Source organism: Rhodobacter aestuarii (assembly GCF_900156655.1).
GTDB classification, from domain to species: Bacteria; Pseudomonadota; Alphaproteobacteria; order Rhodobacterales; family Rhodobacteraceae; genus Rhodobacter; species Rhodobacter aestuarii.
In genome coordinates this window covers 273809-296230 of record NZ_FTOG01000003.1, presented here as the reverse complement: position 1 = coordinate 296230, position 22422 = coordinate 273809, and the positions used below count along the sequence as shown (strand labels likewise).

The following is a 22422-nucleotide window of genomic DNA, read 5'->3' as shown; positions in this document are numbered from 1 at the left end:
GCGCGAGGATATGCCGCAGACCGCCCCCTGCCAAGGGTCAGCCGATCAGCGCACGCACCCGTGTTGCCAGCGCCACAAGGTCCTCATCTTCAAGCCCCCATTCGGCCAGATGGGCGGCGGTGTTAAAGAGGTAATCGCGGTTTGGCCCGCGCCCGCCCACGGCAGTGGCAATGATCTGCGCCTGTTCTTCGGCCCCGATCTGGCAATATTGCGGCCCGGCGCGGTCAATCACATAGGTGACGGTCTCGACTTCACGGCCATCTTGCAAGGTGACGGGAAGGCGCTTTTCCAGATAGGCGTCCGAAACCAATTCCCGCGCGCGGGTCTCGGCCAGAACCGCCTCACGGTCCTCTTCGGCCACGCGCAGCGCCACGCCCCAGCAATGCGCGCCGGGTTGGGCATCAAGCGCGAGCACAAGACCGGGCTTTTCGACGGTGCCCCGAAAATGAATCGAGCGCATGCAAAAGCTGCGATGCCAGCCATCAAGCCGCGCGGGCACCGCTTCGGCAGGGGTAAAGCCCGGGTCCCAGACCAAGGAGCCGTAGCCAAAGATCCACAGCGGGGTGGTATGGTCATTGGTCTTGGTCATGTGCTGGCTCTCCTTCGCGGCGCGGCATAAAGTGATTGGGCAGCTTTGGGAAGGGGTGGCGATGCGGATCTGGCTTTGGGCGATTGTGGCAGCGGGGCTGGCCGGGGCCGTCAGTTGGGGTGGTAGCGCCGCGCTGGTCGCGGGTGCGCGGACAGGCTTTGCCGAAATCGCGGCGCAAGGGCAGGGCAGCGTTGAGGACGTTTCTGCGAAGGGTTTCCCGCTTGCGATTGGCGCGCGTGCGCAGGGGGTGCGCCTGACCGATCCAGCGCAAGGTTTTGCGTGGACTATCCCTGAGCTTACGCTCTCGGCCCCGCTTTGGGCGCCGCTGACGTGGCGCGTCGATTTAAGCGCGCTGCAAGATATCACCGTGGGCGGGGTGCCCTTTACGCTCACGACAGATCAGGCCTTCGCGCGCGTGTCCTTTGGTGCGGGGCGTGATCTGCCGCTGCGTGGTGGTGCGGTGCGGATCACGAATGCCAGTTTGGAAATGGTGGTCGCGTCGATCCCGTCATTTTCGGTGACCGCGTTTGAGCTCGTGGCGCAAGCTGGGGATGCGGAGGGGCGCTATCAGATTACAGGCGGAGCAGAGGCGCTTACTTTGCCGCCGCAACTCATCGCCACGCTCGCGCCGCAGGCGGGCTTTCCGGCCACGGTAGAACAGGTCTCCGTCGCGGGGCAACTTGGGTTTTCCGAGCCACTTGCGGTGTTGAAGGATACCCCGCCAATTCTGCAAGTGCTTGATCTCGAAGAGGTCGCGCTTTCGTGGGGCGGGCATCGCTTGGCGGTTTCCGGGGCGCTGACGCTTTCGCCCGCAGGCGAGCCCGAAGGCACGCTTACTTTGGCGGTATCGGATTGGCAAAACTGGCTCGCACTTGCGCGAGGGGCGGGGCTGGTGCCGCAAGAACGGTTGCCGATGGTGCAAGCCTTTGCCCAAGGGCTGGCCAATCAAAGCGCAGATGGCGTGATCCGCGTGCCGCTCAGCTTTGCGGGCGGGCTGATGTTCTTTGCGGGTTTGCCACTGGGGCCCGCGCCGCGCTTGCGTTAAGCGGCTTTACTTTTTCGCGGGGTCGGTCGTGGTCGGGCTGCGGCCAAAGTCCGGCGCGGCGGTATCTTGACCCGCTTCAATAATGCCGCGGCGGATCGCCCGTGTTTGGGTAAAGTAGTCAAACAGCTTTTCGCCATCGCCCATGCGAATGGCGCGTTGCAGCATGAACAGTTCTTCCGTGAAGCGGCCCAGAATATCGAGCGTGGCTTCTTTGTTCGTCAAGAACACGTCACGCCACATCGTCGGGTCCGAGGCCGCGATCCGGGTAAAATCGCGAAAGCCCGAGGCGGAATATTTGATCACTTCCTCATGGGTGACGCGGCGCAGATGGTCCGCCACACCCACCATCGTATAGGCGATCAGGTGCGGGGTGTGCGACACGACCGCCAGCACTAGGTCGTGCCGGGTCACGTCCATCTCATCGACATTGGCGCCAAGCCCGGTGAGGAAGTCTTTCAGCCGGGTTACCGCCGCGGGGTCATTCCCCTCAAGCGGGGTAATGAGCCACCAGCGGTTCACAAAAAGCGTCGCAAATCCCGAGCGTGGGCCGGAATGTTCGGTGCCCGCGAGCGGGTGGCCGGGGATGAATTGCGCATGGGCGGGCAAATGCGGCGCCACCGCTTCGACCACGGCTTGTTTGACCGAGCCAACATCGGTGACCGTCGTACCGGGGGCAAGGTGCGGGGCGATTTCGCGCGCAATCGCTTCCATCGCGCCCACGGGCACGCACAGCACCACCAGATCAGCACCTTGAACCGCCTCGGCAGCGGTCTCAAAGACCCGGTCAACGAGCCCGATTTCGAGCGCGGTTGCCCGCGTCTCGGTTGAGCGGGCATGGCCCACGATTTCATCAGCCAGACCGTTTGCGCGGATCGCATGGGCCATAGACGAAGCAATCAGGCCCAGACCAATCAGCGCGACGCGGTTGTAATGGCTCATACCGTGCCGCCCGCCTTAAAGACGCCGATCAAATGCGCCACGCGGCGGCAGGAGGGTTCGTCGCCCACGGTGATGCGCAGGCAATGCGGCAAGCCATAGCTTGCCACGCGCCGCACGATCAGCCCGTCTTTCTTGAGGAATTCGTCACAGGCCACAGCTTCGGCTTCCGAGCCGAAACGCGCCAGCACGAAGTTCGCCATCGAGGTGTCATTGGGCACGCCACGCTCGGCCAAGGCTTCCGAGAGCCAGTGCCGCAACCGGGTGTTTTCGCCCCGGCAGTGGGTGATCCAATCTTGGTCCCGCACAGCGGCTTCTGCGGTTTCCAACTGCGCGGTCGACAGGTTGAACGGATCGCGAATGCGCGACAGCACATCAATGATCGCCTGCGGCCCATAGGCCCAACCGATCCGAAGCCCACCCAGCCCGTAAATCTTTGAAAAGGTGCGCGTCATGATGACATTGGGCAGACGATGCGCCAGTTCGGCGCCGCCATCATAGCCCTCGACATATTCCGCATAGGCACTGTCGATCACCAAGATCGCCTGTTTCGGCAGGCCGGTGGCCAGCCGCTCCAGTTCCGCCAGCCCGACCATCGTGCCGGTCGGGTTGTTCGGGTTTGCGATGAAGACGATCTTCGTTTTCTTCGTGCAGGCGGCCAAGATCGCATCGACATCAATCGTGCGCTCGCGCTCGGGCACGGCAACCGGGGTCGCCCCCGCACCTTTCGCCGCGATCGAATACATCAAGAAGCCGTGCTCGGTATGGAGCACCTCATCCTTCGGGCCGGCATAGGCATTGGTGATCATGCGGATGATTTCATCCGAGCCAACGCCGCAAATGATCCGGGTCGGATCAAGGCCATGCACTTCGGCAATTGCTTGGCGCAACGCGGCATGATCCGTCGAGGGGTAGCGGTGCAGCTTGTGCATGCAGCGCTGAAACGCCTCTTTCGCTTTATCAGAGGGCCCGTGCGGGTTCTCGTTCGAACTCAGTTTAATCGCATCGCTGATGCCCGCCACATGCGAGGCGCCCCCTTCATAAAGGGCGATGTCGAGAATACCGGGTTGCGGGCGGATCGGGTCGGTCATGGCAGCGTTCCTCGTACTCACGGCCTCAATAGCGGGACGGCTTGCGCTTTGGAAGTCTTGTTTACTTTGCAAGGCCGAGGTGTGGCCGCGCGGTAGCAGGTTCCGAGGGATTTTAGGAAAATTGCAGCCTTTTGCTGAAATCTTGCCGCAGATCGCGCCGGGGTTTGCCGCGATCGGGGGCGACTGTCAGGAAAAGTGAAGGGTGGGCAGTCATGAATTTACGTATGATTTTGGCAGGGCCGGTGCTTGTCGGCGCCATGACCACACTGGTCCCCGTTGCGGTGTCGCAAGCGGGGACAGATGCGCTTTGGGCCGGGTTCTCTTCTTTGAGCCACGCAGATCGTATCGAGGTGCAGCGCGAGCTTGAGCGCGCAGATCTTTATTTTGCGCCCATTGATGGGAAATGGAGCGCCGCCACCGAACAAGCGTTGCGCCGCTCTGTCGAGACGATTGCCTTGGCGTCAGGGGACCGGATTCACCCCAAGGTGAACTCCCAAACAAGTGCCGCACGGTATCTCGATGATCTTGGAGAGGGGGCCTATCGACGGCTGCTTTATGGTGGCACGTTGTTTGAAAAGATCTTCTTTTTGGCTGAAGATCCGGTGCTTGCCGTGCAAGAGGCGTTGAACCAGCGCGCCAAGGCGCGGGCGCAGGAAGACCCGACGGCCTTGCCTTAACCCACGCCGCAGGTTCAGGGCTTCCAGTTCAGGAAGTTGGCAATCAATCGCAGCCCGGTGCGCTGCGATTTTTCCGGGTGGAATTGGGTGCCCACGATATTGTCGCGCCCAACGATCGCGGTGATCTCGCCTGCGTAATCAGCATGGGCGAGCCGCTCGGCCGGATTGGCCACGGTGAAGTGGAACGAGTGCACGAAATAAGCGTGATCGCCGGTTTGCACGCCTTCAAGCACCGGGTGGGTGTGATCGACCACCAGATCGTTCCAGCCCATATGCGGCACTTTCAGGCTCGGGTCGGAGGGAGTGATCTTCACCACCTCGCCGCCGATCCAGTCAAAGCCCGGCGTCGGTTCAAATTCAAGGCCGCGCGTCGCGAGCATCTGCATGCCGATGCAAATGCCCAAAAACGGCACGGCGCGGCGGGTTACTGCCTCGTCGATCGCCTCAAAAAGTCCGGTATGGCGAATGAGCGCTGCACGACAGGCCGGAAAAGCGCCATCGCCCGGCAGCACGATCCGATCTGCACGGGCCACGACATCAGGTTCGGAGGTGACAACCACCGTCCCGTGCCCCGCCTCGCGGGCCATCCGTTCAAAGGCCTTTTGCGCGGAATGGAGGTTGCCGCTGTCGTAATCGACCAGAACCGTCAGGCTCATTTACAGCGCCCCCTTGGTGGAGGGCAGCACATCGCCCATGCGCGGATCGGGCTCAACCGCCATACGCAGCGCGCGGGCGACCGATTTGAACGCCGCTTCGGCAATGTGGTGGCTGTTGATGCCATGCACCTTGTCGATATGCAGCGTGATCCCGCCATGGGTCGAGAGCGCTTGGAAGAATTCGCGCACCAGTTCCGTGTCGAAGGTGCCGATCTTTTGCGTCGGGAAATCGACATTCCACACCAAGAAGGGCCGGGCCGAAAGATCGAGCGCGGTGGCAATTTGCGAGTCGTCCATCGCCAGCACGAAATGGCCGTAACGACGAATGCCGCGCTTGTCGCCCAAGGCTTTCGTCAGGGCTTGGCCAAGCGCGATGCCCACATCTTCCACCGTGTGGTGGTCATCAATATGCAAATCACCCGTGGCAGTGATTGTCAGATCAATCAGCGCATGGCGCGAGAGTTGATCCAGCATATGGTCAAAAAAGCCAACGCCAGTGCGATTGTCATAAACCCCGGTGCCGTCCAGATTGACGGTGACCGAGATATCCGTCTCGGCGGTCTTGCGGGTGATCGTCGCTGTCCGCATCGGGCGCTCCTTTTGCTTTCAGCGCCTTATAGGGCCTTGCGCGGAGCTTGTTAAGCGTGAAGCTGAAAAGACAAAACCCTCCCCGAAGGGAGGGTTTTCGTCTGGAGCGGGCGATGAGATTCGAACTCACGACCCTTACCTTGGCAAGGTAATGCTCTACCCCTGAGCTACGCCCGCATCCTTGGCGATGGCCTTGCGGCCTGGGTTGGTCTTGCGACCGGTTCCGAATGGAGCGGGCGATGAGATTCGAACTCACGACCCTTACCTTGGCAAGGTAATGCTCTACCCCTGAGCTACGCCCGCGCTGCCTTTCGGTGCAGGCGATTTAGGCAATCGCGCGGGCGCCCGCAAGAGGAAAATGCGCCGCAATGTGAAAAACTATCGGAACCGGGTTCGGGCGGGCCGCGTTGGTTTGTCACAGGCGAGGGGAAGCCTTCGCATCAACGCAAACCGAGAGGAGACCACCATGAACACGCATGTGATCGAGGGGAAGTGGAAGGAACTCAAGGGGACGGTGCGCGCCAAATGGGGCGAACTGACCGATGACGAGATCGAACAGGTCGCGGGCGAGCGTGAAAAGCTCGAAGGCATCGTGCAACAGAAATACGGCAAGACGAAAGAGGAAGCGAAGAAGGAAGTGGATGCTTTCTTTGATTCGATCTGACCTTTCGGCCCAATGTGCCGAAATGGAAGCGGGGGCCAAATGGCCCCCGTTTTCTTTTTCTGAAGGTAAGGGGGCAGTGCCCCCTTTTGCTTATTCCAACTCTATCAGCAGGTCTTTGGCGTCGATCTGTGCGCCGGGGCTGACATGGAGCGCCTTCACCGTAGCGGCGCGGTCGGCATGCAGACCGGTCTCCATCTTCATCGCTTCGATCGTCAGCATCAAATCGCCCGGATGCACCTTTTGCCCCACCGTCACCGCAACCGAGGCAATCGAGCCCGGCATCGGCGCGCCGATATGGCCGGGGTTCGCCGGATCCGCTTTCGGTTTGGCTTGGGTCGTGGCCTTCACCGCCCGGTTCGGCACACGCACTGCACGCGGCTGACCGTTGAGTTCAAAGAAGACCTTCACCTCGCCCTTCTCATCGGTTTCGCTCGCCGTTTGGTAGCGAATCTCGAGCGTTTTGCCGGGGTCGATCTCGGCCGAGATTTGTTTGCCCGAGCTCATGCCGTAGAAGAAGACGGGCGTCGGCAGGGTGCGCACCGGGCCGTATTGGCGGTGGCGGCCCATGTAATCCAAGAAGACCTTGGGATACATCAGATAGCCCGCCAGATCTTCGTCATCGACAGTGAAGCCGTTGAGTTCGGCCGAAAGCTTGGCGCGGGTTTCTTCCAGATCCACCGCAGGCAGCTTCTTGCCGGGGCGCTCGGTCGAGGGCGCTTCGCCCTTGAGCACTTTCGCCACGATCCCCTCGGGCCAGCCGCCCGGCGGTTGGCCAAGGTTGCCCTTGAGCATGTCGATCACCGAATCCGGGAAGGCCATGTCTTTGCCCGGATCAAGCACATCGGCCATCGACAAGTTCTGCGCCACCATCATCAGCGCCATATCGCCCACAACCTTCGACGAGGGCGTCACCTTCACGATATCGCCAAAGATGCGGTTGGCATCGGCATAGGCTTGCGCGACTTCGTGCCAGCGCTCCTCCAGCCCCAGCGAGCGCGCCTGCGCCTTGAGGTTGGTGAACTGACCACCGGGCATTTCGTGCAGATAGACCTCAGAGGCCGGGGCCTCGAGCCCGCTTTCAAAGGCCGCGTATTGGTGGCGCACGGCCTCCCAATAGTTCGACATGTGGCGGATCGCGCCAATGTCGAGCCCGGTGTCGCGGTCTGTGTGGTGCATCGCCTCGACAATCGAGCCAAGGCAGGGCTGCGAGGTGCCGCCCGAAAACGCATCCATCGCCGCGTCAATCGCATCCACGCCCGCATCGGCAGCGGCCAGCACGGTCGCCCCCGCAATCCCCGAGGTGTCATGCGTGTGGAAGTGGATCGGCAAGCCGACCTCTTCCTTCAGCGCTTTAATCAGCGCGCGCGCGGCGGCGGGTTTCAAAAGCCCCGCCATGTCTTTCAGGCCGAGAACATGGGCGCCTGCGGCTTCCAGTTCCTTCGCCATGCCGACGTAATATTTCAGATCATATTTCGCGCGGTCGGGGTTCAGAATATCGCCGGTGTAGCAAATCGTGCCTTCGCAGACCTTGTTGGCCTCCACCACCGCATCCATCGCGACGCGCATGTTTTCGACCCAGTTCAGGCTGTCAAACACGCGGAACACATCAACGCCCGATTTCGCCGCCTGATGTACGAAGAACTGCACCACGTTATCGGGGTAGTTGGTGTAGCCGACCCCGTTCGAGGCGCGCAGCAGCATCTGCGTCATGATATTGGGCATGCGCGCGCGGATGTCGCGCAGGCGTTGCCACGGGCATTCTTGCAAGAAGCGGTAAGCCACGTCGAAGGTGGCGCCGCCCCAGCACTCGACCGAGAAAAGCCCCGAAAGGTTCGCCGCATAGGCTGGCGCGGCGGCGATCATATCGGCCGAGCGCATCCGGGTGGCCAAAAGTGATTGGTGCCCGTCGCGCATCGTCGTGTCGGTGATCAAAAGCTTCTTTTGATCCCGCATCCAGTCTGCGACGGCTTTCGGGCCTTGCGCCTCCAGCAAATCCCGCGTGCCAGGGACAACCGGGCCGCGCAGTTCGGGAACACGCGGCGCGCGCGCATCGGGCGAAGGCTCAGGGCGGCCCGCTGTTTCGGGGTGCCCGTTGACCGAGATATCCGCGATATAGGTCAGGATTTTCGTCGCCCGGTCGCGCCGCTTGCGGAACTGGAACAGCTCGGGCGTCGTGTCGATGAACTTCGTCGTATAGCTCATGTCGAGGAAGGTCTCGTGCTTGAGCAGGTTGATGACGAAATCGATGTTGGTGGAAACCCCGCGAATCCGGAATTCGCGCAACGCCCGGTCCATCCGACGGATCGCTTGATCGGGCGATTGCGCCCACGCGGTGACCTTCACCAGCAAGCTGTCATAGTAGCGCGTAATCACGCCGCCCGCATAAGCGGTCCCGCCATCCAAACGGATGCCCATGCCTGTGGCAGAGCGGTAAGCGGTGAGCCGCCCATAGTCGGGGATGAAGTTGTTTTGCGGGTCTTCGGTCGTCACCCGGCATTGCAGCGCATGGCCCGAAAGCGAGATATCGGCCTGATCGGTTACGCCCGTCGCCTCGGCCAAGGTTGCGCCCTCGGCGATGCGGATCTGGCTTTGCACGATGTCGATCCCGGTCACCTCTTCGGTGACGGTATGTTCCACCTGCACGCGCGGGTTCACCTCGATGAAGTAGAATTTCGAGGTTTCCATATCCATCAGGAATTCGACAGTGCCGGCGTTTTGATAGCCCACGGCATTGCCGATTTTGAGCGCAAGCGCACAGACCTCGGCGCGTTGTTCTTCGCTCAGATAGGGGGCCGGGGCACGTTCCACCACCTTTTGGTTGCGGCGCTGCACGGTGCAGTCACGCTCAAACAGATGGTAAAGGTTGCCATGCGTATCGCCCAGAAGCTGCACCTCAACGTGGCGCGCACGGGTAATCATTTTCTCCAGATAGCCTTCGCCATTGCCAAAGGCGGCCTCGGCTTCACGGCGGCCCTCGCGGACTTTTTCGACCAGCTCATCAGGGCCGTTGATCGGGCGCATCCCGCGCCCGCCGCCGCCCCAGCTGGCTTTCAGCATCAGCGGATAGCCGATCTCGGCGGCCTCAGCTTTGATCGCGTCAAAATCGTCGCCCAGCACTTCGGTGGCCGGAATCACCGGAACCCCCGCCGCAATCGCAACTTTGCGGGCGGAGGCTTTGTCGCCAAGCGAGCGCATCGTTTCGGCTTTGGGCCCGATGAAGGTGATGCCCGCGTTGGCGCAAGCTTCCACGAAATCAGGGTTTTCCGACAAAAGCCCATAGCCCGGGTGAATCGCATCCGCACCCGCCTCTTGCGCAACGCGGATGATCTCGTCGATGCTCAGGTAAGCGCCTACGGGGCTCAGCCCCTCGCCAATGCGGTAAGCTTCATCGGCTTTGAAGCGGTGCAGGCCAAGCTTGTCTTCCTCGGCATAGACCGCGACCGTCTTCTTGCCCAGTTCGTTGGCGGCGCGCATCACGCGGATGGCAATTTCGCCGCGGTTGGCGACAAGGATTTTTTTGAACATTTAGGTCTCCCTGAAAACCGGCACGTCCCACAGGCGCGTGTGACGAAAGGTTGACGGAAAACCTAGCGGTGCCGCAACGCGGCGCAAGGCCAAAACTGCAAAATCGGGCAAATTTACTGTCCAATTCACCCGAGTTTGCAAAGTCCCCTTATTTCCAACACTCAATCTGGACGGTGAAACCTCCGGCCAAGGCCGCAAGGTCTTCGGCGGCAAGGTGGGTTTGGGCATCTGCCGCCACCGGGGCAAAGCCGTTTTCGGCCAAAACCGGCACCAGCGCTGCGGTTTGCACCGCCACGGTCATTTCAGAAGGCAGCAATTGCGTGGCCGCATCGCCGCGCGGCAGTACAAGGCCGAGCACCGCACCCATCGAATCGAGCACGGGCCCGCCCACATCGCCCGCAAGTGTCGGCACCGCGAGCCGTGCGCGCTCCGCTTCACCGGCAAGACCAGTCAGGTCCGACAGCGTGCCAAAGTTCAGCACCGGGGCCGAAAGCGCCTCGGGATAAGAAAAGCCTGCCACCACGATCGCGGCGCCACGGTTCACGGTTTCGGTCTCGAAGGCGGCGACTGCGGAAGGGGCGAGTTTGTCTTCGGGCGTCAGCACAGCCACGCCCAGCCCCGCATCGCTGAAGGCAATCGTGGCAGGCAGCCCCTCGATCGTGACCTTGCCACAGGTGCCAAGACCTTCGCCAGCCGTCAACACGGCACCGTTTTCATTGATGAAAAAGCCAGAGCGGGCAAATTCCGGGTGACGCACGTCGAGCCCGCCAATCAGATCGGCACGGCCCACGCCCATCGGCTGGCCCAAAGTCGGATCAAGCGCAGAATCGCCCACCGCGCGGAAGCTCGCTTTCATCGCATCAAGAACACGCAGCATCCGCGCGCCCTCATCGGCGGGGTAAACCAGCGTGAAGCCCTTCACCATGCCTTTGGAAAGCTTCACCTCGGTCACCGAATGGATGCGCGCATCTTCGCCCACCAGCGAGAAGCCGGATTTGGAACGCTCACGCGGCCCGTTTTGCGGCACGATTTCAAGCGTTTGCATCGCATCGTAAAGGCCGAAAAGGGTGTTTTGGTCGCCCGGTTCCGAGATCAAGATCACCTGCACGCCCGAGCCGTTCTTTGCGCGGAAATGCACGAACGGCGGGTCGTAATGGTCAAATTCGACAAGTCCCAACGGAAGGTCGATGGCGATGCTCGCTTTGACCTCATCGACCGGGGTGATGCCAAGTGCCGCGCGCTCTGCGGCAACGGTTTCGAGCAGATGCGCTTGCTGGGCAGAGGCCAGAACGCCGGTGGGCTCAAATCCTTGCGTTTCTTGCCAGACCGAAATGGAGCTGCGCGTGCCACGGCCAAAGGCGCCATCAATCCCGCTGTTATAAAGCCCGACCCATTGCAGCGCGCGCTGAATATCCATTCGCTCTTCGCGGCTCAGCGCCGCTTCCAAACGGCGCGACTCGGCGAGCGTTTCAACCGGTTCGGGGGGGAGTTCGGGTTCCGCGACCGGCTCCACAACGGGTTCGGGCTGCGGCGCGACTTCGGCTGTTTGCGGGGCAGGGGCCTCGGGCGCTTCGGCGACAGGTTCCGGCGGCGCTTCGGGCGTTGGGGCAACTTGCGGCGCCGGTGCGGTCAAATTCGCGCCCACCGGCCAGAATTGGCTCCGGAAGGTGTTCGGGTCGGCCACATAGCTGTCGCCGGGGATTTGCCGCGCGCGCCGTAGGTTCAGCAGTGCTTCTTGCGCCGCTTCGGGGGTAGCATAGGGGCCAAGCGCCACACCATACCAGCCGCCGGTTAGCGCGAAGCCTGCCAAATCGGGGAAGCTGGCAGAAAGATCACGCAGCCGCCCCTCGGCTTGATCGAGCGTCGGCAGGGCCTCAATTTGCACCCAAGCCTCTTGTGCTTGCGCGACGGTTGCCCAAACAACTGCCGCCAAACCCAGCGCGCTTGCCATCAGCTTGGCCCGTTTTCCTGCCTGCATTTGATCCCCGAAAATCCTGTTGTGAAACTTTTGCGGCAAATTAGGCACGAAGCGCGCCCCCGTCACCCCCTAAAAGCCGGATAAATCGTGCTAGGGCGCCGCTGCGGCCCGGTGGCCCCGTTGACCGCCTGCCGCCCCTTGCCTAAGAGGGGGCAGCTTAGAGAACAGATCGGTGACAGACCATGGCAGCGCCCCGCTCGTTTCAGGAAATCATCCTGCGGCTCATGACCTATTGGGCCTCAAAAGGCTGTGCGGTCTTGCAACCTTATGACATGGAAGTGGGCGCAGGCACCTTCCACCCGGCCACGACGCTACGCAGCTTGGGCAATCGCCCTTGGGCGGCGGCCTATGTCCAGCCCTCGCGTCGCCCGACCGATGGCCGCTACGGCGAAAACCCGAACCGTTTGCAGCACTATTATCAATACCAAGTGCTGATCAAACCAAGTCCGCCGGATTTGCAAGCGCTCTACCTTGGCTCGCTCGAAGCCATTGGCATTGACCTGAACCTGCACGACATCCGCTTTGTCGAAGACGACTGGGAAAGCCCGACGCTGGGCGCTTGGGGGCTTGGCTGGGAAGTCTGGTGTGATGGCATGGAAGTCAGCCAGTTCACCTATTTCCAACAGGTCGGCGGGCATGATTGCCACCCCGTCTCGGGCGAGCTGACCTATGGTTTGGAACGTCTGGCGATGTATGTGCTCGGCATCGACCATGTGATGGACATGCCTTTCAACGACCCCGACAGCCCGATCCCGCTGAAATACGGCGATGTGTTCCGGCAAACGGAAGAAGAATACTCGCGCCACAACTTCGATGCGGCCACGACCGAAATGTTGCTGCGCCACTTTGAAGATGCCGAGGCCGAATGTGAAAAGATCCTGTCGTTCCCGGCAGATGATCCCAACACCGGCAAGCGCATCGTCATGGCGCATCCGGCCTATGACCAATGCATCAAGGCAAGCCACCTGTTTAACCTGCTCGACGCGCGCGGCGTGATTTCGGTCACCGAACGCCAAGCCTATATTGGCCGGGTCCGGGCGCTTGCCAAAAAATGCGCCGATGCTTTCGTGCAAACAGAAGCGGGCGGCTATGTGGCGGAGGCTCAGGCGTGAAACCCTTCGCCCTGACTTTGGCGGGCCTTGGTTTCGCGGGGGCGGCGATGGCGGCCGTGCCGCAGGCGGTGGAGCTGACCTCGCTCATCACCGGATTGCCCGAGCCGATCTTGTCGGAAAACTGGCAGGCAGTGGGCGAGCACAGTGCGCCGGTCGATTTCCGCGCCTGTTTTCGCACGCCCTTGAGCCTTGGTCTTCTGACCGAGACTTTCACCGTCTATGACGCCGCCCATCCTTTGGCCGCGCCGCCCGAATTTGGCTGCTATGATGCGCGCCGGATCGGGGCGGATCTTGCCACCGGTGTGGCGATTGCTTTCCTTAGCGCGCGCGACATCGCCCCCGGCGTGGATCGTGTTGTCGCTGTCTATCCCGATGGCCGGGCCTTCGTCTGGCAACAACCAAGCGACCTTGCGGGGACCGAGTAAATGCCCGAGCTTCTGATTGAACTCTTTTCCGAGGAAATCCCCGCCCGTATGCAGGGCGCGGCCCGCGACAACCTCAAAAAGCTTGTGACCGACGGGCTGGTAGAGGCCGGGCTCACCTATGCCAGCGCGCAGGCGTTTTCGACGCCCCGGCGGCTGGTGCTGGTGCTGGATGGGTTGTCCTCTGAAAGCCCGACGCTTCGCGAAGAACGCAAAGGCCCCTCTGTCAGCGCGCCGGAAAAAGCGCTTGAGGGCTTTCTGCGCTCCACCGGGCTGACGCTCGACCAGTTGGAAAAACGCGCCGATAAAAAGGGCGAGGTCTGGTTTGCGGTGATGGAAAAGCCGGGCCGCCAAGCGCCCGAAATTATTGCCGAAGTGCTGGAAAAGGTGATCCGCAGCTTCCCGTGGCCCAAGGCGATGCGCTGGGGCGCGGGCAGCTTGCGTTGGGTGCGCCCGCTGCATTCGATCTTGTGCCTGTTGTCCGATGAAGCGGGCAGCACCGTGGTGCCGCTCACTGTTGATGGCATCGTGGCGGGCAACACCACTGCGGGCCACCGTTTCATGGCGCCTGCACCCTTTGCCGTGACCGGGTTTGAGGATTACGCCGCCAAATTGAAAGCCGCGAAAGTGGTGCTCGATTCCGCCGAGCGCGCCGAAATGATCTGGCATGACGCAAGCCAAATGGCCTTTGCGCAGGGGCTGGAACTTGTTGAAGACAAAGGTCTTTTGAATGAGGTTGCGGGGCTGGTCGAATTCCCCGTCGCCTTGATGGGGGCGATTGCGGAAGATTTCCTGCATCTGCCGCCCGAGGTGCTGCAAACCTCGATGAAGGAACACCAAAAGTTCTTCTCGGTCAAAAATCCGAAAACGGGCCGGATTGAGGGCTTTGTCACCGTGGCCAACCGCGAGACGGCGGATCACGGCGAGACCATCTTGAAGGGTAACCTCAAGGTGCTTTCGGCGCGGCTCTCGGATGCGCGCTTCTTCTGGGAACATGACCTGCGGCTGGTGAAATCCGAGGGGCTGGAGGGCATGGGCGCGGGGCTCGTTAATGTGACCTTCCACAACAAGCTTGGCAGCCAAAAAGCCCGGATCGACCGGATCGAGGCTTTGGCGCGCGAAATTGCGCCGCGCGTGGGCGCGCAACCCGATTTGGCGGCAGAGGCCGCGCGGGTGGTGAAATCCGACCTGCGCTCCGCGATGGTGGGCGAATTCCCCGAACTTCAAGGCCTGATGGGCAGCTATTACGCGCGCGAAGCGGGCCTGCCGGATGCAGTGGCCAATGCCTGCAAAGGCCATTATTCGCCGCTTGGGCCGAGCGATGAGGTGCCGTCTGAGCCCGTGACCGTCGCCGTGGCGCTGGCTGACAAAATCGACACGCTCACCGGCTTCTGGGCGATTGATGAAAAGCCCACCGGCTCGAAAGACCCGTTCGCTCTGCGCCGCGCGGCACTGGGTGTTATTCGGTTGGTGCTGGCAAATGGGTTGCGGCTTCCAGCTTTAGAGACACTGCGTGAAGGTGCTTCGCGGCACCCCGAACCAGCTAAGGGCTCGATTGCGTGGGGGGCGAATGAGATCATCGAGCAAAAAGAACCTGCTTGGTTCGTTGCACGTGATGTCTTGGAGTTTCTACATGACCGCCTCAAAGTCTTCCTGAAAGACGAAGGCATCCGCCACGATGTGATCGACGCCGTTCTCGCCATGCCCGGCTCTGACGATCTCACGCTGGTGGTCAAACGTGCGGAGGCACTCTCGGCCTTCCTGAAAACCGAAGATGGCGGCAACCTGATCCAAGGCTTCAAACGCGCCAACAACATCCTGACCCAAGCCGAGGCGAAGGATGGGGTGGAATACAGCTACGGCGCCGATGTCAAATTTGCCGAGGCCGAGGAAGAGAAAACCCTCTTCGCCGCGCTTGATGCCGCCGAAGCCGCGCTTGCGCCCGCGATGGCAGCAGAAGATTTCGCCACGGCGATGGCCGAAATGGCGAAGCTGCGCGCGCCGATTGATGCCTTCTTCACCGCCGTCCAGATCAATGCCGAGAACGCCATTGTCCGGCGCAATCGGCTTAATCTGCTCTCGCGCATCCGCCAGATTTGCCTCTCTGTGGCGGATCTGACGAAGCTTGAAGGCTAAGCCCCGGCCCGCCGCTTGTCGGCGGGCTGTTACCTTCCGTTCATACTTGCGCCGGGCGGCGATCTGCCTATCCTGCAAAAAGCGGGCCAAGGACGTGCCAGAATGTCAAAAAACGCCGATGTGACCGAGTTTGTCGCGCTGACGCCTTCCGCCAAGGTTAAGGCCGCGCGGCACGGTTGGCGTGCCAAATGCCTGCAACGGCTTATTCGGCTGGATATGCCGGTGCCCGAGACGTTGTCGCTGCCGGTTGAAACCGTGCGGGCGATTGCGGCGGGGGTGATGCCCGATACCGCCGCGATGGTGGCGCATTTTGGCGAGGACTTCTTGGTCTCGGTACGGTCCAGCCCCGGCAACCCAGAATGGGGCGGGCCGGGCACGGTGCTCAATGTTGGCATGAATGATGCGATGCATCGCAAGCTTGCCGACAGCCACGGGCAAGAGGCCGCCGATGCGCTTTATCTGCGTTTTGTGCAAAGCTACGCGGTGCATGTCGCGCGCCTAGACCCCGATATGTTTGATGCGGGTCCCGGCCCCGGCGCGCTGAACGAGGCGCTGGCCGCGTTCGAGACCGAGATGGAAGCGCCTTTCCCGCAAGATGCGGCGCGGCAATTGGCCGAAGTGCTGCGCTCGATGGCGCGGGCATGGGAGGGTACAACGGCAAGGCTTCTGCGCGAGGCGAAAGGCGCGCCGCCAGATGCCGCGCTTGGCCTTTTGGTGCAGCGCATGGCTTTGGGGGTTGGCCCTGGCGTTTGTGGCTCGGGCACGATGCAATTTGTCGATAGCGTGACCGGTATGCCCCGCATCATGGGGCGGTTTCGCGGCCAAAGTCAGGGCCGGGCGGCGGCGCAAGACACGTTTTTCCTGACCCGCGACCCGCGCGGTGGGGCGCTGGAAGAACTCGCCCCAGCGGTGTTTGAGGAATTGCGCCATTACGGCGCGATTTGCCGCAAGCGGCTGCGCGAAGAAATGCAGATCGAATTCACCGTGGAAGGGGGCCGCGTCGCGGTGATTGACGCGGTGCGGGTGGCGCGCTCGTCCCGTGCGGCGGTGAAAATTGCTGTGGCCCTGGCCGAGGATGAGGTGATTTCGCGCGAAGATGCGCTGTTGCGGGTGGAGCCGCGCGCGCTCTCGGAACTGTTGCACTATCAGGTGGACCCGCGCGGGCCGCGTGATCGTTTTGCGATTGGCATTGCCGCCAGCCCCGGCGCCGCTGTGGGCCGGATCGTGTTTTCTGCCACCGCCGCGCAGGCCAGTGCCGCGCGCGGTGAGCCTTGCGTTTTGGTGCGCCGTGAAACCGGGCCAGAGGATATTCGCGGCATGCATGCCGCCGTTGCCGTGCTGACCGAACGCGGCGGCATGACCAGCCACGCCGCTGTGATTGCGCGCGGGTTGGGCTTGCCCTGCATCGTCGGCTGTTCGGATGTTCAAATCTCCTGGCGCGACCGCAGCTTGCGCGGCCCCGGTGGGCGGATGTTCCATGAGGGCGATCAGATCACCGTGGATGGCACCAATGGCGAGGTGTTGGTGGGCGCAGCCGAAATGCTGGAGCCTGCGCTCGATGATGGGTTCCGCACGCTTTTGCGCTGGGCGGAAACGGTCTGTGACATTGGCATTCGCGCCAATGCTGACACGCCCGATGATGCCCGCACCGCGCGGATGTTTGATGCCGATGGGATCGGGCTGTGCCGTACCGAGCATATGTTCTTTGACGAAGACCGGCTGACGGTGATGCGCGAGATGATCTTTGCCGATACGGCCAATGATCGCCGCGTGGCGCTGGAACGGCTTTTGCCGATGCAAAAGGCCGATTTCAGCGCGCTTTTCGACATTATGGCGGGCCAGCCTGTCTGCATTCGGCTCTTTGACCCGCCCTTGCATGAATTCCTGCCGCATGACCGCGAAGGGCTGCGCGATCTGGCCGAGGCTTTGGGGCGGCCGCTGTCAGAGGTTACGCGCCGGGTTGAGGCGCTTTCGGAATTCAACCCGATGCTCGGCATGCGCGGGGTGCGGCTTGGCGTGACGGTGCCCGAGATCTACGACATGCAGGCCCGTGCGATTTTTGAGGCGACGGTAGAGGCCAGCCGTCGTGGCGCGCCGGTGGTGCCTGAGGTGATGATCCCGCTGGTTTCTGCGGCGCGTGAGGTGGAAATCGTCAAAACCCGCATCGACGCGGTGGCCGCTGCCGTGCGCACAGAAATGAAGGCTGATTTCGCCTACCGTCTTGGCGTGATGGTGGAAACGCCGCGTGCCGCACTGCGGGCCGGTGAAATTGCCGAACACGCGCATTTTCTGAGCTTCGGGACCAATGACCTTACGCAAATGACCTATGGTCTTTCACGCGATGATGCTGGTCGCTTCATGTCGGCTTATGTCAATCAGCATGTCTATGCCGAAGACCCGTTCCATATTCTGGATGTGGAAGGGGTAGGGGAATTGCTGCTGATGGGCGCCTCGCGCGGGAAGGCGGCGCGGTCCGATGTGACGATTTCGGTCTGCGGCGAGCATGGCGGCAACCCCGAATCAATCGCGTTCTGCCGCGCGGCGGGATTCGACTATGTTTCCTGTTCGCCTTTTCGCGTGCCAGTTGCACGACTCGCTGCTGCGCATTTCGCCCTTCTGGCGCCACGGAATCGATTCTGAGGCGGAAAACCGCTGAAAATAAGGTTAACGCCAACAAGACTCTGGTAATCGCGTCGCGTTACCTTTAGTCGCATTTCTGTGAGAAAACCGCGAGCGGCGGTTGATTTTGCGCGGATTTCCGCCACTTTTGTGGGCGGAAATTGCCCGCGCCATTTCGCTTTATAGACAAGGTAACTTCCTTTCGCTAAGCCCGCCCGGTCGCGGCTTAGGCCGGGGCGTTTGACCTTATCGAAAGAAGACCATGTCAGTGCTGAAAAGCTGGGCGGGGGGCGCAATGATCCTCTTGGCTCTCGCCTCAGGCTCGCGTGCCGATACGACGGTAAGCCAGTCGAATGATCCGACGGAGATCGCGGAGCAGGGCCTGATGGCGCTCCTGTTCCAAGAACGTGTGGCGCTTGAGACGGTGTCCGCAGAGCGGGCCGAGGCGCTGACCACCGCGCCGAGAGCCCCGCGCAAAGCGTCGCTTTGGCCTTGGGCGCGCAAAAAAGATGAGCCGCCGGCGCAAATTACAGCCGCTTGGCTGGAAGCGCAGCCCGCGCCGAAAGGCGGCGAGCAGTTTCAATGCCTTGCCAATACGCTTTATCACGAAGCGCGTGGCGAGGGGATCGCCGGGCAAGTGGCCGTGGCCGAAGTGGTGCTGAACCGTGTTGATGATCCGCGGTTCCCGCGTTCGGTCTGTGGCGTGGTCAATCAAGGCAATTCGCGTGGCTGCCAGTTCAGCTGGACCTGCGATGGCCGTTCGGACCGGATTCGCGACCGCGCTGCTTGGGATCGTGCCGCGCGCATTGCCCGTGCGATGCTGGATGGCGCGCCGCGCAATTTGACCGATGGAGCCACCTTCTTCCACACCCGCGCCGTGCGCCCTTCGTGGTCGCGCCGGTTCGAACGCACCGTGCGGATTGGGGCGCATACCTTCTATAAACGCCCCGCGCAGACGGCGGGCGGTTAAGCGCGAGGTCGCAAGAGCGGTCGCAAATGACGTTTCGGGGTGGGCTTCGGTCCGCCCCCTTTCTATATCAGGGGGCAAAAAGGCGGCCCGATGACATCCGACACTTCCCTTGCCTTCGCCCATCCCGAGGAGCGCGCGCTTGCCTCGGCCCCTGCCGATCCGCGCGACCGGATCAGCTTGCGCGATCATGTGGTCGAGGCTGATATCGGCGCGTTTCAGCAAGAGCGTGGCCATAGCCAGCGGCTGAATTTCAACGTTGTGGTCGAGGTGCGGCCTGCGTCTGGTCCGCTGGACGACGATGTTGATCGGATCCTTTCCTATGACCGGATCACAGAGGCGATTGCGGCGGAGCTTGCCGCAGAACGGCTCAACCTTTTGGAAACATTGGCCGAACGCGTGGCGGAGCGGATCTTGCTTGAGCCGCGTGCAATGCGGGTTTTTGTGCGGATCGAAAAGCTCGACCGTGGCCCCGGCGCGCTGGGGGTGGAGATAGTGCGGGCTCGCGCCTCGGCCCCGGTGCAAGCCTTGCATGAAGATGATGCCGCACTGCACCCGGTGGTGGCTTATCTCTCCAATGATGTGATTGCCGCGCCGGATCTTTCGGCCCGACTTGATGCGCTCGCGGCTTCGGGCGCGCCGGTGATTCTGGCGGTGGGTATGCCCGAAGGCGTGCCGCCCGAAACCGGGCATCGCCCGACCCAGCGCCGGATTGACCTTTTGGCGATTGAGCAAAATGCGTGGGTGCTGGCGGCGCGCGACCCGCGCTGCGTGGTGGTGGCGACCCGGACCGAGATTGATTGGGCGATGCGTCATGGGCAAATGCTGGTTTGGGCCCCCTCGAAAATCGTGCTGGATGCCGTTGATGGCCCCAAGGGCGCGGTGCGCGAGGCGGGCAATCTGATCATCTGGCTTGCCGAACAACTGGCAGCCGTGCGGCTGGAACTTCACGGTGATGTTTCAGCTCCGGCGGGAAGTCGCGTGCCGGTTCAGACTGTCGCGCGTTAACGCTTCCTTAGCCTTGCCATTGGCGGCCTTGCGCGCCAAGACAGGCGCATGACGCTCTATTATCGACCGATTGCGCAAACCGATCCTTGCCGCCCTGCGGGGGCGCTGACGCTGGCTGGTGGCTGGTGCTGGTTCACCCATGTCGAGGTGCTGACCCGCGCGGGCAGCCAAGGGCTGATAGCTGCCGCTGATCTGCCTGAAGATGTGCGAGGTCGCCTCACCGCTCCGCGTGCGCCACTGGCCGGGGTCTCGTTTGAGCGCCCCTCGGTCATGGGCATTTTGAACGTCACGCCCGATAGCTTCTCGGATGGCGGGCGGTTCGATGCGCCCGAAGCCGCGCTTACCCAAGCACAAGCTTTGGCGCAAGCTGGGGCTGATATGCTTGATATCGGTGGGGAATCCACCCGCCCCGGTGCCGTAGAAGTCCCGGTGGCGGACGAAATCTCTCGCACTGCTCCGGTCATTGCGGCTCTGCGTGCGCAAGGCTACGGCGCGCCGATCTCGATTGATACGCGCAAAGCCCCGGTCGCCAAAGCGGCTGTCGAGGCGGGCGCGGGGCTGGTGAATGATGTCTCCGCCATGCTCTTTGATGCCGATATGGCGGCGACGGTTGCGGCCACAGGCGCCGCGCTAAGCCTTATGCATGCGCAAGGCACGCCCGCCACGATGCAAGCCGCGCCCAGCTATGATGACGTTCTTCTAGATGTCTATGATCATTTGGCCGCGCGTTTGGCCGTGGCCGAGGCCGCCGGAATCGCGCGTGCGCGTATCATGCTCGACCCCGGCATCGGCTTTGGCAAAACACTCGAGCATAATCTGGTGCTGCTGCGCAGGCTGAGCCTGTTTCACGCGCTCGGTTGCCCGATTTTGCTGGGCGTTTCGCGCAAACGGTTCATTGGCACCATCGGTGGGGCGGAGGCGGCAGATGCCCGCGCGCCGGGCACTTTGGCGGTGACGCTTGCGGGGCTTGCCCAAGGCGCGCAAATGCACCGGGTCCATGATGTTGCCGAAATCGCCCAAGGCATCCGCCTTTATAACGCAATAACAAAAGGGTACGAGCAATGACGCGGAAGCTTTTTGGCACCGATGGGGTGCGTGGGGAAGCCAATACCGCCCCGATGACCGCCGAACTGGCCCTGCGCCTTGGCGCTGCGGCGGGGCGCTATTTCCGCCGTGATGGCCGCAACGGCCACCGCGTGGTAATTGGCAAAGACACGCGGCTTTCGGGCTATATGCTGGAAAACGCGCTGACCGCTGGGCTGACCTCTACCGGGATGAATGTGCTGCTTTTGGGTCCGGTGCCGACGCCTGCTGTGGGTTACCTCACGCGCTCGATGCGGGCGGATCTGGGCATCATGATCTCGGCCAGCCACAATCCGGCGAAAGACAATGGAATCAAATTCTTCGGCCCCGATGGGTTCAAATTGTCCGACGAAGCCGAGGCCGAAATTGAAGCGATTGTGGCTGGCGAAATTCGCCTCGCGCAACCGCAAAACATTGGTCGCGCCAAGCGGATTGATGATGGCCTTGGCCGCTATGTCGAATATGCGAAAACGACCTTCCCCACGCGTGATAGCCTTAAGGGGCTAAAGGTTGTGGTCGATTGCGCGCATGGTGCCGCTTATAAGGCGGCCCCGCAGGTTTTGTGGGAACTGGGCTGTGATGTGATCCCCGTCGGCGTGGAGCCCAATGGCCTGAACATCAACGATAAATGCGGTTCGACCTATACCCAAACCGCAGCAGAAGCCGTGGTGGCGCATGGGGCCGACCTTGGCATTTCGTTGGATGGCGATGCCGACCGGGTGATGATCATTGATCAAAACGGCATGGTTGCCGATGGCGATCAGATCATGGCGCTTTTCGCCGCGCGTTGGGCCGAGGCGGGTAAGCTGCGCGGCAATGCGCTGGTGGCGACGGTGATGTCCAACCTTGGGCTTGAACGCTTCTTGCAAGGGCGCGGTCTGGGGCTTGAGCGCACGGCCGTGGGCGACCGTTATGTGGTTGAACGGATGCGCGCGGGCGGCTTCAACCTTGGGGGCGAGCAATCGGGCCATATTGTGATGACCGATTACGCGACCACGGGCGATGGGCTGATGGCGGGTCTGCAGTTCTTGGCTGCAATGGCCGAGACAGGCGCGCGCGCCTCTGAATTGACGACGCAATTCGAAACCGTGCCGCAAATGTTGAAAAATGTACGGTATCAGGCGGGTCAGGCACCGCTTGAGGCCGAGAATGTTCAAAAAGTGATTGCGGCGGCCGAGGCTTCGGTGGCTGGGAAGGGCCGGATTTTGATCCGCAAATCGGGTACAGAGCCGCTTATTCGGGTGATGGCCGAATGCGAAGACGCCGATCTGCTGGCGCAGACGGTTGAGGGTATCGTTGCGGCGGTGGAACGCGAAACGGCCTAAG

18 protein-coding genes and 2 tRNA genes are annotated in these 22422 nt (G+C 62.0%); 11 read left to right on the top strand and 9 right to left on the bottom strand.

Features of this window, described 5'->3' with window-relative positions; all coding sequences use genetic code 11:
- Positions 1–37: 37 nt before the first annotated feature.
- Positions 38–589 carry a gamma-glutamylcyclotransferase gene (locus BW967_RS06480; protein ID WP_076484231.1) on the bottom strand — a complete coding sequence of 184 codons (552 nt, stop codon included), beginning with the start codon at positions 587–589 and terminating at the stop codon, positions 38–40.
- On the opposite strand from BW967_RS06480, the gene BW967_RS06475 reads away from it, so the two are divergent.
- Positions 588–1634 carry a DUF2125 domain-containing protein gene (locus BW967_RS06475; protein ID WP_076484230.1) on the top strand — a complete coding sequence of 349 codons (1047 nt, stop codon included), beginning with the start codon at positions 588–590 and terminating at the stop codon, positions 1632–1634. The two genes, BW967_RS06480 and BW967_RS06475, sit on opposite strands and share 2 nt — an antisense overlap.
- 6 nt (positions 1635–1640) lie before the next feature.
- Here BW967_RS06475 and BW967_RS06470 read toward each other — a convergent pair whose 3' ends face one another.
- Together BW967_RS06470 and hisC are read right to left on the bottom strand one after the other, a co-directional pair.
- A complete protein-coding gene (locus BW967_RS06470) occupies positions 1641–2573 on the bottom strand; it encodes a prephenate/arogenate dehydrogenase family protein (protein ID WP_076484229.1) in 933 nt (310 codons plus the stop codon).
- The gene (gene hisC / locus BW967_RS06465; protein WP_076484228.1) at positions 2570–3661 is read right to left on the bottom strand and encodes a histidinol-phosphate transaminase; all 1092 of its coding nucleotides are present in this window, start codon (positions 3659–3661) and stop codon (positions 2570–2572) included. The genes BW967_RS06470 and hisC overlap by 4 nt, the downstream gene beginning before the upstream one ends.
- 212 nt (positions 3662–3873) lie before the next feature.
- On the opposite strand from hisC, the gene BW967_RS06455 reads away from it, so the two are divergent.
- Complete coding sequence (locus BW967_RS06455; RefSeq protein WP_139327804.1) at positions 3874–4338, top strand: peptidoglycan-binding domain-containing protein; 465 nt, start codon at positions 3874–3876, stop codon at positions 4336–4338.
- Positions 4339–4352: 14 nt separating this feature from the next.
- Here BW967_RS06455 and hisH read toward each other — a convergent pair whose 3' ends face one another.
- The 4 genes from hisH to BW967_RS06435 all read right to left on the bottom strand — a co-directional run bounded on the left by hisH (position 4353) and on the right by BW967_RS06435 (position 5885).
- Complete coding sequence (hisH, locus tag BW967_RS06450) at positions 4353–4994, bottom strand: imidazole glycerol phosphate synthase subunit HisH (protein WP_076484225.1); 642 nt, start codon at positions 4992–4994, stop codon at positions 4353–4355.
- Positions 4995–5582 (bottom strand): imidazoleglycerol-phosphate dehydratase HisB, encoded by a 588-nt coding sequence (hisB, locus tag BW967_RS06445; protein ID WP_076484224.1) that lies wholly within the window; start codon positions 5580–5582, stop codon positions 4995–4997. It lies immediately after the preceding gene.
- A 102-nt stretch (positions 5583–5684) separates the two neighbouring features.
- Positions 5685–5759 (bottom strand) — tRNA-Gly (locus BW967_RS06440).
- A gap of 51 nt (positions 5760–5810) precedes the next feature.
- Positions 5811–5885: transfer RNA gene (locus tag BW967_RS06435), tRNA-Gly, on the bottom strand.
- Positions 5886–6048: 163 nt separating this feature from the next.
- Between BW967_RS06435 and BW967_RS06430 the strand changes: the two genes are divergently transcribed.
- On the top strand, positions 6049–6246 hold the full coding sequence (locus BW967_RS06430; protein ID WP_076484223.1) for a CsbD family protein: 198 nt from the start codon (positions 6049–6051) through the stop codon (positions 6244–6246).
- A gap of 90 nt (positions 6247–6336) precedes the next feature.
- Here the strand turns inward: BW967_RS06430 and BW967_RS06425 are convergent, their stop codons facing one another.
- Together BW967_RS06425 and BW967_RS06420 are read right to left on the bottom strand one after the other, a co-directional pair.
- Positions 6337–9771 (bottom strand): pyruvate carboxylase, encoded by a 3435-nt coding sequence (locus BW967_RS06425; protein WP_076484222.1) that lies wholly within the window; start codon positions 9769–9771, stop codon positions 6337–6339.
- A 148-nt stretch (positions 9772–9919) separates the two neighbouring features.
- Positions 9920–11749 (bottom strand): trypsin-like peptidase domain-containing protein, encoded by a 1830-nt coding sequence (locus tag BW967_RS06420; protein ID WP_076484221.1) that lies wholly within the window; start codon positions 11747–11749, stop codon positions 9920–9922.
- A 182-nt stretch (positions 11750–11931) separates the two neighbouring features.
- Between BW967_RS06420 and BW967_RS06415 the strand changes: the two genes are divergently transcribed.
- The 8 genes from BW967_RS06415 to glmM all read left to right on the top strand — a co-directional run bounded on the left by BW967_RS06415 (position 11932) and on the right by glmM (position 22421).
- Positions 11932–12861, top strand: a complete 930-nt coding sequence (locus BW967_RS06415) for a glycine--tRNA ligase subunit alpha (RefSeq protein ID WP_076484220.1) — start codon at positions 11932–11934, stop codon at positions 12859–12861.
- On the top strand, positions 12858–13286 hold the full coding sequence (locus BW967_RS06410; RefSeq protein ID WP_245826462.1) for a DUF6446 family protein: 429 nt from the start codon (positions 12858–12860) through the stop codon (positions 13284–13286). The genes BW967_RS06415 and BW967_RS06410 overlap by 4 nt, the downstream gene beginning before the upstream one ends.
- Positions 13287–15419 carry a glycine--tRNA ligase subunit beta gene (gene glyS / locus BW967_RS06405; RefSeq protein ID WP_076484219.1) on the top strand — a complete coding sequence of 711 codons (2133 nt, stop codon included), beginning with the start codon at positions 13287–13289 and terminating at the stop codon, positions 15417–15419.
- 102 nt (positions 15420–15521) lie between these two features.
- Positions 15522–18059, top strand: a complete 2538-nt coding sequence (locus tag BW967_RS06400) for a putative PEP-binding protein (protein ID WP_076484218.1) — start codon at positions 15522–15524, stop codon at positions 18057–18059.
- A gap of 274 nt (positions 18060–18333) precedes the next feature.
- Complete coding sequence (locus tag BW967_RS06395; protein WP_245826460.1) at positions 18334–19008, top strand: cell wall hydrolase; 675 nt, start codon at positions 18334–18336, stop codon at positions 19006–19008.
- Between the two features lie 90 nt (positions 19009–19098).
- A complete protein-coding gene (locus BW967_RS06390; protein ID WP_076484216.1) occupies positions 19099–20013 on the top strand; it encodes a dihydroneopterin aldolase in 915 nt (304 codons plus the stop codon).
- Between the two features lie 48 nt (positions 20014–20061).
- Complete coding sequence (folP, locus tag BW967_RS06385) at positions 20062–21078, top strand: dihydropteroate synthase (protein ID WP_076484215.1); 1017 nt, start codon at positions 20062–20064, stop codon at positions 21076–21078.
- Complete coding sequence (glmM, locus tag BW967_RS06380) at positions 21075–22421, top strand: phosphoglucosamine mutase (RefSeq protein WP_076484214.1); 1347 nt, start codon at positions 21075–21077, stop codon at positions 22419–22421. Before folP ends, glmM begins: the two co-directional genes overlap by 4 nt.
- The last annotated feature ends 1 nt before the right edge of the window (position 22422 follow it).